The organism is Bacillus sp. LLTC93 (assembly GCF_002993125.1).
Classification (GTDB): domain Bacteria; phylum Bacillota; class Bacilli; order Bacillales; family Bacillaceae; genus Bacillus; species Bacillus zhangzhouensis.
Map to the genome: position 1 here is coordinate 654,313 of NZ_PVME01000002.1, position 16,145 is coordinate 670,457.

General features: G+C 42.6%; 14 protein-coding genes. 4 read left to right on the forward strand and 10 right to left on the reverse strand.

The genetic code is table 11. From position 1 onward, the window contains the following. Nucleotides 1-18: 18 nt before the first annotated feature. Nucleotides 19-558 (reverse strand): DNA-directed RNA polymerase subunit delta, encoded by a 540-nt coding sequence (gene rpoE / locus C6W18_RS08550; RefSeq protein ID WP_105927241.1) that lies wholly within the window; start codon nt 556-558, stop codon nt 19-21. A gap of 377 nt (nt 559-935) precedes the next feature. Between rpoE and C6W18_RS08555 the strand changes: the two genes are divergently transcribed. Next, nucleotides 936-1,409 (forward strand): DUF2798 domain-containing protein, encoded by a 474-nt coding sequence (locus C6W18_RS08555; RefSeq protein WP_223251678.1) that lies wholly within the window; start codon nt 936-938, stop codon nt 1,407-1,409. 346 nt (nt 1,410-1,755) lie between these two features. Here the strand turns inward: C6W18_RS08555 and C6W18_RS08565 are convergent, their stop codons facing one another. From C6W18_RS08565 to C6W18_RS08585, 5 genes are all read right to left on the reverse strand, one after another. Next, nucleotides 1,756-2,898: an acyl-CoA dehydrogenase gene (locus C6W18_RS08565; protein ID WP_105927245.1), complete on the reverse strand. Its 1,143-nt coding sequence runs from the start codon at nt 2,896-2,898 to the stop codon at nt 1,756-1,758. 16 nt (nt 2,899-2,914) lie between these two features. Next, a complete protein-coding gene (locus C6W18_RS08570; protein ID WP_105927247.1) occupies nt 2,915-4,027 on the reverse strand; it encodes an acyl-CoA dehydrogenase family protein in 1,113 nt (370 codons plus the stop codon). 11 nt (nt 4,028-4,038) lie between these two features. Further along, complete coding sequence (locus C6W18_RS08575) at nt 4,039-4,902, reverse strand: 3-hydroxybutyryl-CoA dehydrogenase (RefSeq protein ID WP_105927249.1); 864 nt, start codon at nt 4,900-4,902, stop codon at nt 4,039-4,041. Nucleotides 4,903-4,921: 19 nt separating this feature from the next. Then, nucleotides 4,922-6,097 (reverse strand): acetyl-CoA C-acetyltransferase, encoded by a 1,176-nt coding sequence (locus tag C6W18_RS08580; protein WP_105927251.1) that lies wholly within the window; start codon nt 6,095-6,097, stop codon nt 4,922-4,924. 101 nt (nt 6,098-6,198) lie between these two features. Next, nucleotides 6,199-8,310, reverse strand: coding sequence for a (Fe-S)-binding protein (locus C6W18_RS08585; protein ID WP_105927253.1), 2,112 nt, complete (start codon nt 8,308-8,310; stop codon nt 6,199-6,201). Between the two features lie 142 nt (nt 8,311-8,452). Here C6W18_RS08585 and cls point away from each other — a divergent pair, with 142 nt between their 5' ends. From cls to C6W18_RS08600, 3 genes are all read left to right on the forward strand, one after another. After that, nucleotides 8,453-9,649, forward strand: a complete 1,197-nt coding sequence (cls, locus tag C6W18_RS08590) for a cardiolipin synthase (protein ID WP_105927255.1) — start codon at nt 8,453-8,455, stop codon at nt 9,647-9,649. 12 nt (nt 9,650-9,661) lie between these two features. After that, nucleotides 9,662-10,624 (forward strand): UV DNA damage repair endonuclease UvsE, encoded by a 963-nt coding sequence (gene uvsE / locus C6W18_RS08595; RefSeq protein ID WP_105927257.1) that lies wholly within the window; start codon nt 9,662-9,664, stop codon nt 10,622-10,624. 73 nt (nt 10,625-10,697) lie between these two features. Then, nucleotides 10,698-10,952 (forward strand): hypothetical protein, encoded by a 255-nt coding sequence (locus C6W18_RS08600; protein WP_003215306.1) that lies wholly within the window; start codon nt 10,698-10,700, stop codon nt 10,950-10,952. Between the two features lie 219 nt (nt 10,953-11,171). On the opposite strand, the gene C6W18_RS08605 is transcribed toward C6W18_RS08600, so the two are convergent. The 4 genes from C6W18_RS08605 to C6W18_RS08620 form a co-directional block, all read right to left on the reverse strand. Continuing rightward, nucleotides 11,172-12,170 (reverse strand): S66 family peptidase, encoded by a 999-nt coding sequence (locus tag C6W18_RS08605; RefSeq protein ID WP_105927259.1) that lies wholly within the window; start codon nt 12,168-12,170, stop codon nt 11,172-11,174. A gap of 330 nt (nt 12,171-12,500) precedes the next feature. Beyond that, entirely contained in the window at nt 12,501-13,112 is a 612-nt protein-coding gene (locus C6W18_RS08610; protein ID WP_105927261.1) for a hypothetical protein, read from the reverse strand. Between the two features lie 35 nt (nt 13,113-13,147). Continuing rightward, nucleotides 13,148-14,077, reverse strand: a complete 930-nt coding sequence (locus C6W18_RS08615) for a DUF6731 family protein (protein ID WP_105927263.1) — start codon at nt 14,075-14,077, stop codon at nt 13,148-13,150. A 315-nt stretch (nt 14,078-14,392) separates the two neighbouring features. Continuing rightward, on the reverse strand, nt 14,393-16,108 hold the full coding sequence (locus tag C6W18_RS08620) for an ABC transporter ATP-binding protein (RefSeq protein WP_105927433.1): 1,716 nt from the start codon (nt 16,106-16,108) through the stop codon (nt 14,393-14,395). Nucleotides 16,109-16,145: the final 37 nt, after the last annotated feature.

Genomic DNA, 16,145 nt, shown 5'->3' on the forward strand with positions numbered 1-16,145 from the left:
AGGACCGGTTTCAAAGGATTATTTGCCTTCCTTTTCCTCGTCTAAATCGTCTTCATCAATCTCCGTTAAGCCGTCATCATCTTCGTCATCATCATCTTCGTCGAAGTCTTCTAGATCTTCATCAACTTCTTCTTCATCTAAGTCGAGATCATCGTCGTCTTCAACAAGATCAATATCTTCTTCAAGCTCTTCGATTTCTTCTTCCTCTTCAATCTCATCGAAGTCTTCTTCAACGACAGCTGCTTTTGTTTTTTTCTTTTTCGCTTTTGTTTTCACAGCTGGCTGAACTTCTTCTTCGATTTGATCAACTGGATACCAGCTGCGAAGTCCCCATCTCTGATCACCTAACGAAATAAAGCGGCCATCTATATTTAAGTCTGTATAAAATTGGGCAAGTCGATCATCAAGATCAGATTTTTGTATCCCTTGCAAACGGATCATTTCATCTATTAACTCGGAAAACGTAATCGGTGTTTTGCTGTCTCTGAAAATTTCATAAGCAAGTTCAACTAAAGACATTTGTTTGAGCTGTTCCTGTGAGTATTCTTTCAAACTCAAGGTCAGACACTCCCTTTCTATTACATATATGTATCCATTTATCAGTGAAATAATAAGTATTTATACCTTATTCTTACGACAAACCATACCTCTCATTATAAACAAATTAGGGGAGTTTATGCCACCTTTATCGATGTTAAATTTTGATTTTTTCTCATGAGGAGCCTCCAGAGGTCAATCATTTGCGCAGAATTGGACTGGTTCTTGTGTGCCGTACACATTTTGCGTGCATTTTTATCTTCCATTTTGATTGTATAAGAGCTACTTCTTCTTCTTTAAAAAGGGAATTTATTCCTTCACAAAATGTTCACTTACGACCGTTTGATACAAAAATCTATAATAAGTAGACTAATTTTGAGAGGTTGATCGAATTGCCAATGACAAGAAAAGAAGATATACAATTTGGTGTATTGATGTGTTTTTGTATGTTTTCAGTAATGTTCTTTTACAATCTATTTCTAAACGGGCAGCTTGGACATATGACGTGGTTAGAAGGGGTTCTCAGCTATGTGCTCGGTTTTGTCATCGCTTTGTTGATTGAAATGTACATTGTTGAACCTTCAGCAAAAAAAGCAGCCAGCCGCTTTGCCCCGAAAGGCAAGAAAATCTATTTTATACTCACTCTTTCCATCTGCATCGTATTTGGGATGGTGTGCCTCATGTCTTTATGCGGATATGTGGTTCAAAGCATCAGCACAGGATTTCAAGCACAATCAATTCTGTCTGATTACTTTACGATTTTCGGTCATAATGTGATCATGGCGCTGCCTTTACAGCTTTTGATTATGGGGCCGCTTGTCCGTTATGTCTTTTTCAAATGGATGAAATCGAAACAGACAGCCGCAATATAGGCGAATGTGCATATTTAAAGCTGGATGTTCTGAATTAATGAGAAAACAACAGGTATGGTAAACAAAGTTCCCGCAGACATTAATACGATTAACTTTCTGCGACTTTTTTCTTGATCGTCCTTCTTTGAAGACTTCGAAAGCTCTGTGGAAACCATGATCCAAATAACCAGAGTGACTAATGCTAAGATGGTCGTCATCATCATAACCTCCATATTTATATTTTTCCCAATTTTAACATAATGCCATGATGATATGGATCAATATTGGAAATTGCCTCAAATTCGAAAAATGATTGAAACAAAACCAAAACAGACCACCTCACGTTCAGGTGGTCTTTGCTTTTTTTCTACATATCTAGCAGTTTCCGTGAGATGACCAGCCGCTGGATTTCCTGTGTTCCTTCGTAAATTTGAGTGATTTTCGCATCACGCATGTATCGTTCGACTGGGTAATCCTTTGTATAGCCGTACCCGCCGAAGATTTGAACCGCTTCTGTCGTGACCTTCATGGCTGTATCACCAGCAAAGAGCTTGGACATGGCTGATTCCTTTCCATACGGAAGCCCTTTCGTTTCAAGCCATGCTGCCTGGTACGTGAGCAGTCTCGACGCCTCGATCGCTGTCGCCATATCGGCTAGCTTAAAAGCGATCCCTTGCTGCTGTATAATTGGTTTCCCAAATTGCTTGCGCTCCTTTGCATAATTGACCGCCGCATCAAGAGCACCTTGGGCGATCCCTACAGCCTGTGCAGCAATGCCGTTTCTGCCGCCATCGAGCGTCATCATGGCTATTTTAAACCCTTCTCCTTCTTTACCGAGCCGGTTCCTTTCATGAATGCGACAATCTTCAAATATGATTTCAGTTGTTGGCGATGACCGTATGCCCAGCTTGCTTTCTTTTTTACCTATCGAGAAGCCCGGTGTCTCTTTTTCGACAATAAAGGCGGTTGTATTTCGAGATGTAGCTTCTTGGTCAGTCACGGCAAACACAATATAATAATCCGCAATGCCTCCATTTGTTATAAAGATCTTCGCACCATTCAGGACGTATTCACTACCCGCTTTCACTGCCGTTGTCTTCATTCCGCCTGCATCAGAACCGGAGCCGCTTTCAGTAAGTGCGTATGCACCTATCTTCTGTCCCTCTGCAAGCGGCTTTAAATAGGTCTCCTTTTGCTCATCTGTCCCGAAGGTATAGATTGGCCATGAGGCGAGAGATGTATGAGCAGACAGGGTAACGCCCGTAGAGGCGCACACTCTTGAGAGCTCCTCAACCGCTATGACATAGGCTAAATAGTCACTGCCGATCCCGCCAACCTCTTCCGGCCAAGGTATGCCCGTTAAACCGAGCTCCGCCATCTGGCGAAAAATAGCTGCATCATAGGTTTCTGACTCATCCCGCTCTGCTGCTGTTGGCTCCACTTCATTTCTCGCAAAATCTCTCACCATTTTTTGTATCATTTCATGTTCATCACTTAATTGGAACTGCATCATGAGCCACCTCATTTCATATTAGCTGTTTACAAATGACCAGCCTTTGAATTTCACTTGTTCCTTCATAGATTTCACAAATTTTCGCATCACGAAAATAGCGTTCTGCGTGATATCGATTGGTATAACCGTCCATGCCTAGCAAATGGATGGCTTCTGTACTGATCTCAACCGCCGTTTTTGAAGCAAATAACTTTGCCATCGACGCTTCCTTTGTGACTGGGCGATTTGCCTCTTTATAAGAAGCTGCTTGATAGACGAGCAACTTGGCCGCTTCAAGCTTCGCCGCCAAATCGCCTAACCGAATGGTCGTTTCAAGACCGGCTGGATGCTGCTTTAAATAAGTCACTGCCTCCGTTAATGCGGCTTCTGCAATACCAAGGCTTTGGGCCGCGATACCGATTCTCCCCGCATTTAAGCTAGACATGGCCATTCGAAAGCCCTCTCCTTCCGCACCGAGCAGCTGCTCCTTCGGAATTCGCACGCCATCAAAATGAAGCGTCACTGTTTTTGATCCGTGCAGCCCCATCTTCTTCTCATCTTTTCCGATCGTAAAACCCGGCGTATCTTTTTCGACAATGAACGCCGATATATTTTTTTTAGCAGAAGCAGGGTCTGTCACTGCAAATACAAGATACAGTTCTGCTTCCCCGCCGCTTGTGATAAAAATTTTCGTTCCATTTAACTCATAGTGGTCGTCTACCCGCTCTGCTCTTAGCTGAATACTAGAAGCATCTGAGCCAGCTGTTGGTTCAGTCAGGCAAAAGGCGCCCAGCTTCTGCCCAGACGCAAGCAGCGGAACATAGGATTCTTTTTGCTCGGTCGTACCAAAAGCCAAAATAGGCATCGTCACAACAGATGTATGAACGGACACAATGACACCGATGGTTGCACTCACTTTCGATAATTCATGAATCGCGATGATATACGTTGTAAAATCTGCCCCTAATCCTTGATACGCAGCTGGTATCGGAAGCCCTAGAAAGCCTTGACGTCCCATCTCAGCTAAAAGTGTTTTTGGAAACTGGCCTTGTTCCATGGCTTCTACTTCAGGGAATACATGCTGACGTGCAAATGATGCCACTTGTTCTCTCCAGAGACGCTGTTTTTCCGTTAGCATAACATCCATCTTGACTCCCCCTATGAGTGGTCGTGGTATGTGTAAAAACCTCTCTTTGTCTTTCTGCCAAGCCAGCCTGCGTTCACGTATTTTTTCAAAAGAGGACAAGGTCTATATTTGCTATCTCCAAGACCCTCGTGAAGGGTATTCATAATAAATAAACATGTATCCAGTCCGATTAAATCAGCGAGACGAAGCGGACCCATTGGGTGATTCATCCCAAGTGTCATGACGCTGTCAATGCTTTCTGCATCTGCCACGCCTTCATAAAGGGTGTAGATGGCCTCATTGATCATCGGCATCAATATGCGATTTGATACAAAACCCGGAAAGTCCTCCACTTCAATTGGGGTTTTGTTTAATTTCTTCGCTGTTTCAAAAACGATTTGATACGTTTCGTCATTCGTTTGCAGTGCACGGATGACCTCAACCAGCTTCATCACAGGAACCGGATTCATAAAATGCATGCCAATGACCTGCTCTGGCCTTGTCGTAGCGGCTGCTAATTCGGTGATGGACAGGGAAGACGTATTGGTCGCAAATATCGTCTTCTCCTCTGCAAATTGATCGAGAGTTTTAAAGATTTGTTTCTTAACACTCATTTGTTCAGATGCCGCTTCAATCACTAAATGTGCATGCTGTACGTCCTTTAAATCCGTGGAGACTGCAAGCCGCTGCGTAATATCACGGACTGCCTGATGTGCCAGCTTTCCTTTTTCCGCTCGTGTCGTCAGTTGTTTGGTCATGGAGGAAATCGCTCTATGAATCTGCTCTTCTTGTGCATCATGGAGCAGGACTGTGTAGCCTGACTGAGCAAACACTTGGGCAATGCCTGATCCCATTTGACCAGCCCCGACGACCATGACGGTCTCTTCTGTACTCATGACAATAAACGCCTCCCTTTTAATCCACCTTGATCATGATGGCATCTCCTTGACCGCCCCCACTACAAATCGCCGCGATGCCAATGCCGCCGCCTCTTTGTCTGAGTGCATGAATCAAGGTCAGTATGATACGTGTTCCGCTTGCCCCAATCGGGTGACCGAGCGCGACTGCTCCTCCGTTGACATTCATTTTCCGCCGGTCCAGCCCGAGTATTTTTTCGCATGCCAGAGCCACTGCTGAAAAAGCCTCATTGATTTCAAACAAATCGATATCCTCTACACGCTTTCCTGTTTTCTGTATCAATTTTTCGATCGCAAAGGCTGGTGTTTTTGGAAAGTCCTTTGCCTCTACTGCTACCTGTGTATGTCCAAGCACGACAGCCATTGGTTTTTCGCCATGCTGCTTAGCATATGTGTCTTTCATTAGAAGAAGCGCACTTGCTCCGTCATTGACACCTGGTGCGTTCCCAGCAGTAATGGTACCGGTCTGATCAAAAACAGGCATGAGCTTTGATAACCTTTCATAAGACGTATCACGCCGCGGGGATTCATCTTCTGTGATCAACTGATCCCCTTTTTTCGTCTTGACGGTGACTGGGGTGATTTCATTTTTAAAAAAGCCACTTTTTTGAGCTTCAATGGCTCGCTCATGGCTTCTTAGCGCCCAAAGGTCTTGCTCTTCTCGCGTGATGCCGAGCTCCTTCGCTGTCATGCTTCCATATTCGCCCATATGAACACCTGTAAACGAACAGGTTAATCCATCTAAAATCATCGCATCTTGCACTGCACCATCTCCCATTTTGTAGCCCCATCGCGCTTTTTTTAGAAGATAAGGGGCATGAGACATGGATTCCATACCGCCCGCCACTATGACCTCTGCATCTCCTGCTCGAATCATTTGATCTGCTGTGCTAACACTGCGCATGCCAGATGCACAGACTTTATTGATGGTTTGTGTCGGAACCGACCATGGAAGATCAGCATATCTAGCTGCTTGCCTAGAAGGGATCTGACCTTGGCCTCCTTGAAGAACACTTCCCATGATGACCTCATCCACCTTATGAGAACTTGAGGCTCTGTCCAGCGTAGCCTTGATTGCCATTCCGCCTAATTCTGCGGCAGTTAAACCACTTAAAGATCCGCCCAGTTTTCCAAATGGTGTTCTCGCTCCAGATACAATGACTGTCGTGCTCATGCATTCCCCTCCTATTTGTTACCGCTTACATTTTAGCCAGGCAGCTGATGAACAGTGCCATGTTTAGGCCGATGAACATCATATTCATCGGCCTGTCACCCTTACGAAGCCTGTGTTTTAGCCTCGCCAAACACTGATTTTTCAAGAAGTTCTGCGACATCAAATGTGCCGACCTGCTCCTCTACTTCTTTCGCTTTTGTTCCATCTCCAAGCATGGTTAAACAATAAGGACATCCTGAGCTGATAATGGATGGCTGCAGCTGTAAGGCCTGCTCCGTTCGTGCTGTGTTAATCCGCGTACCTGTCTCTTCTTCCATCCACATTAAGCCTCCGCCTGCACCGCAGCACATACCGGTTTCACGATTGCGCTCCATTTCTTTCAGCGTCACACCAGGAATGGCTTTTAAAATGTCTCTTGGCGGGTCATACACCTCGTTATATCTGCCCAGATAGCAAGAATCGTGGAAGGTAATCACCTCGTTCACTTCATGTACAGGTGTTAATTTCCCTTCTTTCACTAGCTCTGCCAGTAATTCTGTATGATGGTATACTTCTGCCTCAAGCCCGAAGTCTGGGTATTCATTTTTAAATAAATTGTAGGCGTGCGGATCAATCGTGACGATCTTTGTCACGCCGTTTTTCTGAAATTCTTCAATGTTCTTTGTAGCTAGCTCTTGGAACAAAAATTCGTTCCCAAGTCTTCTTGGTGTATCGCCTGAGTTTTTCTCTTTATTGCCTAGGATGGCAAAGGAGACCCCTGCTTCATTGAGCAGTTTTGAAAAGGCAAGCGCAATCTTTTGGCTTCTATTGTCATATGCCCCCATCGAACCAACCCAGAATAAATAATCAAAGGTCTGATCTGATTTTTTCAGCTCTTTCACTGTCGGCACATGCACATCTTCTCGAAGCTCACGCCAATTTTCTCTTTCTTTCCGGTTCAATCCCCATGGGTTTCCTTGGCGCTCAATGCTTGTCATGGCACGCTGTGCATCTGCGTCCATTTTTCCTTCTGTCAGCACGAGATATCTGCGCATATCAATAATTTTGTCGACGTGTTCATTCATGACAGGGCATTGATCTTCACAGTTTCGGCACGTTGTGCATGCCCAGATTTCTTCTTCTGTAATGACCTCACCAATGAGAGAAGGATGATACATGGTGCTGGCAGCCGATTCTTCCGCTCCAGCTCCTCTCGCCTGCATCGCAAGCTGGTTCCCTGTTGTCTGCTTGAAGGCAAGCTGCGGGACCCACGGTGTCTTTGATGTAATGGCGGCCCCTTTATTTGTTAAATGATCTCTTAATCTTAAGATCAAATCCATTGGAGAAAGCATCTTTCCTGTCCCTGTTGCGGGGCACATATTCGTACAGCGCCCACATTCCACACAGGCGTAAAGGTCAATCAGCTGAGACTGACGGAAATCTTCAATTTTCCCAACACCAAAGGTCTCTTGCGTCTCATCTTCAAAATCAATTTTTTGCAGCTTGCCTGGCGGGTCCAATCTGCTGACAAATACATTCACTGGCCCTGCAATTAGATGAGCATGCTTAGATTGCGGGACGTACACTAAGAACGTCAGCAAAATCAGGAGATGCACCCACCATGCGACATAAAAAACAATCGTTGCCGCCAGAGGCGAGAGCCCGCCCAGCAAGAACGCAATGCCTGAAGCAATTGGCTCAGTTGGTGATAGAGAGTGTCCATGCCAGATGATGTTCATGCCGTTCCCTAATAATACTGTCAGCATCAAACCGCCAATAAACAGCAGCACAAGACCTGATTTAAAGCCTCTTTTTAAACGGACAAGCTTCTCTACATATCTTCTATGGAAAGCCCAAACAACCGCCACTAAAATCAGAAGTGTGACGACCTCTTGGAAGAATGTAAAGACGCCGTACAGCGGACCTAACGGGAGCCCGCTATCTGGGACAAGTCCCTTCATAATAAAATCAAGGGCTCCGAACTGAACAAGAATAAATCCATAGAAAAACAGCACATGAATGATGCCGCTCTTTTTGTCCTTTAACAGCTTCTTTTGCCCAAACACATTGACCCAAACACGCTCTAAGCGTTTCTTCATGTCTTGTTGAAACTCTTCTTTTTTGCCAAGACGAATATACGCCGCTCGTGTTCGAATGAGATAAATAAACAAATACACAGCGTAAGCGGTCACCGCCGCAAAAGCGATCAAGTTAATCATTAAAAGGCTATTCATCTTGCTCCCCCTTTCATTCCCACAACCCACTTTGTTCCGTTTCCATGTTGTACCTCTATCATAAATAATGAATGAGTATTCAGTCAATATTTTTTGCGCGTTTGGGTACACTATTGAAATATGCAAAAAAGGAGGAACCTTCATGATCGCATTGATCATCCTACTCGTACTCATCGCAATCGTACTACTCGTGATGTTGGACCTTTATACAGCAAAGAAATATTTTTCTACCCATGCTTTCGAACGAACCTTTAATCAAACAAGTGGCGATGCAGCCTTTTATCATGATGGCGAACCACTTTTTGATCAGCTGCTCACGGATATTCATCATGCCTCTTCTTCTATTCATATGATGTTCTTTATTGTAAAGAACGACGATATTGGGCAAAGGATCTTACAAGCATTGAAAACCAAAGCGGAACAAGGGGTTTCAGTCTTTTTGCTAACAGATCGATTAGGGTCCTATCCGTTTGATCAAAAGTCAATTGACATGCTAGAAAAAAGCGGCATCCAATTTTACTTTTTAAATAAACCTCGTTTCCCTTTTTTAATTTATCGGTTAAACATGAGGAATCATCGTAAGATCACCGTGATTGATGGGAAGATCGGCTATATTGGCGGGTTTAATATCGGTGATGAATATGTAGGGAAAAAGGGGCGATTTGGTATTTGGAAGGATTATCACCTGCGAATGACAGGACAGGTTGTCGCAGACCTCCAGCATGTGTTCCTCAATGATTTGTACCGATCGTCAGGCATTCATCAGCTGCAATACGAGGTTTTCCCTGCACTGGAACCGGGAACTTTACAATGCACTACACGTGCGACTGCTGGCTTTTCTTTAGAAGCTTTATTTCTTCGTGATATTCAGCAGGCTAGGCAGCAGATCACCATCTGTACGCCTTATTTTATTCCATCAGTCCCTCTTCTCAAGGCCCTGCTTGAGGCGAGAACGCGAGGCGTCACTGTGGAAATCATCATCCCCATGAAGGCAGATCATCCTCTTGTGAAAGAAGCTGGATTTCATTATTTGAAGGATCTGATTGCCTCTGGCTGTCTTGTGTATCGTTTTTATAAAGGGTTTTATCATTCCAAAGCGATTCTCATTGATCACAGTCGGTGCATCATCAGTACGGCGAATTTTGATAAACGAAGCTTGTTTTTAAACGAGGAAGTAGATGTGGCCATTGATGATGCAGCCTTTACTGCACACGTGGAGGAAAAGATTCGTGAACACATTGAAGTGTCTGAGCTCATGACAGAAGAGAAATTTAAACAGCGCCCGCTTTTCACACGGCCGCTTGAGTGGGTAGGCGCCATGTTCTCGTATTTTTTATAAAGGAGATGACATATGCGTTATCGATTTGGTTATGTATCCAATGCCGTCACCCTGTGGGAAGCTTCTCCTGCCAAGTCGCTGACCTTTGCAAGATACAGCAAGCTCTCAAAGGAAGAAAGAGAAGAGTCTTTATTGCGAACTACGAAGGCCAATCTCGTCAATACATTAAGAACACTTTATTTTGCGATTGCTCATGACATTCCGCTTTACCGTTTTTCCAGCTCGATTGTTCCGCTGGCAACCCATCCTGAGGTTCGCTGGGACTTTGTGACACCCTTTCGCAAGGAATTTCTTGAGATCGGTCAATTGGTCAAACGCCACGGGTTACGAGTTAGCTTTCATCCCAATCAATTCACCTTATTTACAAGCCCAAAGCCCTCAATTACAGAGAATGCCGTGATCGATATGACGTATCATTATCAGATGCTTGAGGCGATGAAGCTCGAAATGGAAGGCTATATGAATATTCATGTGGGCGGTGCTTATGGAGATAAGGCATCGGCACTTCACCGCTTTGATGAAAATATAAAACAGCTTCCGGCTCATATCAAGGCGAGAATGACTCTTGAGAATGATGACAAAACGTATACGTCGTTAGAAACGCTCAGTGTATGCGAAAAGCACGGCATTCCGTTTGTTTTTGATTACCATCATCATGTGGCAAACAAAGATGACGATGCCGCACTTGATGACATTCTGCCAAGAACGTTCGACACCTGGATCAACACTGGCATTCCGCCTAAAATCCATTTGTCCTCACCAAAATCAGAAAAGGCCATACGCAGCCATGCCGATGGTGTAGATATGTCCTTTGTCTTACCGCTTTTTCAAGCATTAAAGCCGTATGGACGCGATGTGGATTTTATGATTGAGGCGAAGCTAAAGGATCAAGCCCTGCTCCGTCTTGTCGAAGAGCTGTCTGCAATTAGAGGGAATCGGCGAACGGGCGGAGGAACCATTGAGTGGAAATCATAGAGAAAGGTTTATCCCTATGCAAACAGGGGTAAAAAAGCTATTGTGAAAAAGTTATTAACAGGAGGATATGAAGATGTCTCAAATCTATTCAATCCAAATCGCTGCGAAAGCATTGAATTTACATAAGCTTATTTCTCTATATGAAAAGTGCCATCAGGCTCAGCATCGTTTATATGTGTATTCTAAAAAAACAATGTGCAACATTAAAAACATCGTAGAGCTTGAAACCTTCAGGCTCACTCATTTAGAGTCAGACTACTTAATTGTAGTAGAGGGAAAAAAGGCACAAGATCTCCTTCAACCATTTGAAAAAGAGAAGGTTTCATAGAGCAGCCTCTGGGCTGCTCTCAGATTGTTGACAAAGCGCTAAAATGATCTTTATTTTAGCACTTTGTTTCTTTTCAGCGTGATAGAAAGCCCTTGAAGTCTAGGAAGGACGAGTACCGGAGCGGAGCGAATGAAATATTCGTGAGCACCGGCACGCAGGACTGACAACGAATGCGAGGGTTTGTCTACACGCTGAGAGCAGCCTCTGGGCTGCTCTTCTTTATATCCACTCTTCTGTCAGCCAAACTTGTGTTGCAGCTGCATCCATTTTCACTCGTGTCCCTATTGGCATGGTGAGCATTGGGTGTGTATGAGCACAGTCAAAATCAGTGATGAGCGGTCTCTTTGTATCTCCGAGCACCTCAAGTAAAATATCGTGCGGTTTCTTGCCCGTTCCTTCATCATCAAATAGCTCATGCTTCCCTAAGAGGATACCTGATACTTGTTCAAACACACCATTTACCTTCAAAAGAGAGAAGTTTTTTTCTACAACCGAAGCGGATTTCATACAATCTTCAATCAGGAGGATGTCTCCCTTCCGAATCGTGGGCATGAACTCACTCCCCCATATGCCATACATGGCATTTAGATTCCCCCCGATCAGTCTGCCTTCTGCCTGTCCCTCTATGACGCACAGCCAATCGTTTGGACGCTTTTCTTTGTCACAGGTCTTCTCTTCCCAGTTGACCCGTTCATCTGTCCAAAAGGGTGGCTTTTCCACCTGATATGGAATGGTCTGCGGGTGCATCAGGATGTCCTCAAACGACTGATATGTATGGGTGACGAACGGTTCAAACTCTCCAAAAGATGGGACAAGCGCCGGTCCGTAGAAAACAGGCAGACCCGTTTTTTCATAAGCCGCTAAAAGAATCGCCGTCGCATCTGAATAACCGATCAGGATCTTCGGATGTTTGTTCAGCAGCTCAAAATCAAGATAAGGCAGCAAACTATTCGAATTCGTCCCGCCAATCATCGACATCACGCAGGCCAAATCGTCTCTAGCCAACAGTTCATTCAGCTCATCTGCTCGTTCTTGAATTGTACCTGAACGGTAATGATCTTCCTTCCCTGTTAAAGAACCTGGTACCACAATGAATCCTTTTTGTTCAAGCCATTCCTTCGCCCGCTGATACCTAAGAGGCGAGGTTGCTGATGCAGGGCTTGACGGAGAAAAAATGCCGATCCTATCGCCCTTCTGTAAACGCCGAAGCCCCTTCATTCCATCAGATCCTTCCTACACGAGTTTTTACTATCCTAACAAAAAAAGCCCTATTTCTAAAGGGCTACTGGATCTTAGCAAAAAAGGAGGTTGAGCACTTTTCGCACAAGATGTTTTTTAGAAGCTAGATCACATTACTTTAAATTGATTCTTACCCGCTTCGATTGCGCATTCATCACCCAAAGAATTCTCTTATTATTGTTTATAGATTTTTAAAGTCTTTGCGAGGACTTTTAAAAAAATATTCTTCAAGCGGCTTTACTGATGTCCTTGCATGCTTCAAATAGTCTAGGACTTATATGTTATTTATTATCATATTGAAATCCTTTGTCATTCATCGCTTTCGTTCCGTATTCTCTCATTGCGTAGTTCTCGCTCTTTTCTTTTCTCTTCTTCGAGAAAATCTTCAAAAAGATTTAACATTCTTTGGAGTTTATAGGAGTCTTCTCTTGCATTTTCTACATTATCTTTTAAGTTTACTACATCCTCTTTAAAAGTAAGATACATATAAATGCCAACTTTAAGAGCTGACAATAGCATGTATAACAATGAAACAATAAGGATAAAGTAATAACAAATTTTTGATACACCCGTTAAAAAAGGGAAATTTAAGAGAGTTAAAAAGATGTATGCAAAACTACCCACAAAACTTTGTCGCAAATATCTAACCAGTGTTAGTATATCTTCATCATCAAGATCTGCCATTACAGAATCAGGTTTTATTCCAATAAAAAAGCTGAAAATGGCAAAATATATCCCAATAAATATACCTGCAATTGTTAGAAAAGCTCCTTCTTTTTCATTTAAAAAGAATTCAAATGTGTCAAGAGTAAGATCTCTTTGAAAATAAAGTAAGCAAAATAAACTTAATGTGACAATAAACAATAGAATTATTATGCCCCATTTTTCTAGAAATTTAACTAGACGATCTAAAAGATGCATAGAAAAGAGACCTCCTTAAAATAGGAACATTTGTTCTATATTATCACATCTGAAATTCTTTTGGGAAGTAGAGGACCATATTTTGCATATGTTGAATCTTCGTTATTTGGATATTCTTCTAAAATTTCGTTGCATATAAATTCCCAGTTATTATTTATAGTTACATTTTTTAAATATAGTCCTTTCACACCCTCGTTCTTTAGATCTATCGTTTCTGTTCTTCTCGTTTCTGGACTAAGATATTTAATCTTAACAGTTTCAAAAAGTTCACTTTCTAATTTAAGTAGTTCCAGTAAAGACATTAAGTTATCTTTATTAAAACCTATTCCTTTTCTTCCTTTACTGAAAGATAGAGTAGCTTTATTTGCTCCGAATTCATTATGTGTAGTTACTGTAGTCTTGATTAATTTAAAAAATAAACTTTCCGGATTGTTAGCTCTTGAAATAAAATGTCTTGATTTACCTCCGATATCTAATTTTATTTCAAGAGTTTTTATATCAGTTGAGGCAGATATATCTTTCCACCCAAGTTTACTTTCGACCGGCTCAAATTCAACTTCCCAAAGATTATCGTCATCTTTATATAAAAAACTTGTTAAATAGTCTGAAATCGCACTCATTTTAGGTCCATAATGGTTGTATTCTATAATTGCTAATCTAGAGTTAGGAATAAAAACAGCTGAACTCATCTCTAGTACATCTCTTTTAATAAGTTCTACAACGTCAGTACCTTTTTCTGTTTCATATGGCTTTTTATTTCTATATTTCCCAAAACCAACTTTTCTTATTCGTGAATTATTCTCAGGGATCATACTGAGACTAGTATAATCATCCTGCTTTACCCTTTTTAACTTTTTTTCTGGTTTTAGAGTCACGATTTTATCCAAAAGATCATCAAAGGCTAAGTCTGTTTTCTTTCCATTAAATGATACGAAACAGTTATATAAATATGCTTGTTTGTTCACTTGAACACCTCTATATATTTTATTTATCATTATTTTCATCGGTACATGCTTTCAGATTTAAACACTTAACATCGAAATTATAGAAATATATAGAAGTTATTATCAGTGTCCATACCGACTTCGAATTTGCTGTCCCTACTGAAAAATTAGTGTTCGCGTTCACAAATTTACCCCGATCAATGCTCGTTCTGCTTAAATTGCAGAGTTCTCAAATACACTAAAAGTAGAAAAAAAGCTAAAGTGATGTTTAATTTAGCCTTTTTTCTAAATTCTGAGTCCATCTCTAAAGATGAACTCAGAATTTGAAAGTTTCAATTAATGACCAAACTGCGCTTCATGCAGTCTGCTGTATACCCCGCCCATTTGGATTAAGTCTTGGTGGCGGCCTTGTTCTTGGATGCCTTCCTCCGTCACGACGATGATACGGTCTGCGTGTTTGATCGTCGCAAGCCGGTGAGCAATGACCAGTGTTGTTCTGCCGACAGCCAGTTCGCTCAGTGCATCCTGTATTGCTTTTTCTGTTTCTGTATCAAGTGCTGACGTGGCTTCATCTAAAATAAGAATGGAAGGGTTTTTCAGAAACATCCGTGCAATCGACAAGCGCTGCTTTTGTCCGCCAGATAGCTTAACGCCACGTTCACCAATGACAGTATTCAACCCTTCTGGGAAACGCTGAACGAGTTCTTCTAAATGCGCACGTCGTACGGCCTCCCAAATCTCTGCATCATTCGCTTCTAGGTTGCCGTACGCAATGTTTTCACGAATGGTGCCTGAGAATAAAAAGACATCCTGCTGCACAATGCCGATCTGCTGTCTTAAAGAAGACAAGGTCATGGATTTTGTGCTCACTCCATCAATCGTGATCTCTCCTTCATCCACATCATAAAAACGAGGCAGCAAACTGCAAATGGTCGATTTCCCCGCTCCTGAAGGCCCTACAAACGCAATGGTTTCTCCTTGCTTGATCTTCAAATTGATATCCTTCAACACTTGACTGTGCTCATCGTAGCCAAACGTCACGTTTCGATATTCAATTTCACCTTTCAATCCGTACACATCACGTGCCCCTTCTGTATCCTTCACATCCGGCTCTGTTTCTAGTAAATCGACATAGCTTTTAAAGCCCGCAATGCCTTTTGGATACATTTCAATGACCGTGTTGATTTTATCAATCGGTCTAAATAAAACATTTGTGATCAGAACAAACGCAATAAAGCCACCTGCCGTTAATTGACCTTGCAGGACAAACCATGTACCTGCCAGAAGGACAAACAGGGTCACAAGCCGCGTGAGAATATAACTAATCGATCCATTGACCGACATAATTTTATAGGAAAGAAGCTTCGCCTTGCGAAAACGGTTGTTGTTTTCAGCAAAACGTTTTTTCTCGAAATGTTCATTGGCAAAGGCTTGAACAAGACGAATGCCGCCGATATTGTTTTCAACCCTTGCATGAAAGTCTCCAATGTCATTGTTCAGCTGTGTAATCGCATGCGTCATTTTCTTATTAAAATGAAGGGCAAGCCAGATGATGACCGGCATGATCAGGAAGGTTAATATGGCAAGCTGCCAGTTAATCATCAGCATGACAACAAAGGCACCAAGAATCGTCATAATCGCAATAAACAAATCTTCAGGCCCATGATGCGCCACCTCTCCAATGTACATGAGGTCATTTGTCATTCGTGACATGAGCTTACCCGTTTTGTTGTTATCAAAGAATTTAAATGACAGACGCTGAAAGTGATCAAATAGCTTCTTCCTCATATCTGTTTCGATATTGATGCCTAGCATGTGCCCCCAGTACGACACAATAAATTGCATAACCGAGCTGAGTGCATAAATGACAAAAAGCGCAAGTGCGGTCCAGCCAATGATCGTCCAGTTCCCTGACGGTAATAATGTATCAATGAAGTAGTTCACGATGAGCGGAAAACCTAGTTCCATCAGTCCAACTGCGACAGCGCAAAAGAAATCTAAAAAGAACAGACCTCGATAGGGCCTGTAATAGGCGAAAAAGCGTTTAAGCATATGTAAAAAAACCTCATTTCCTCTATAATTGATAATC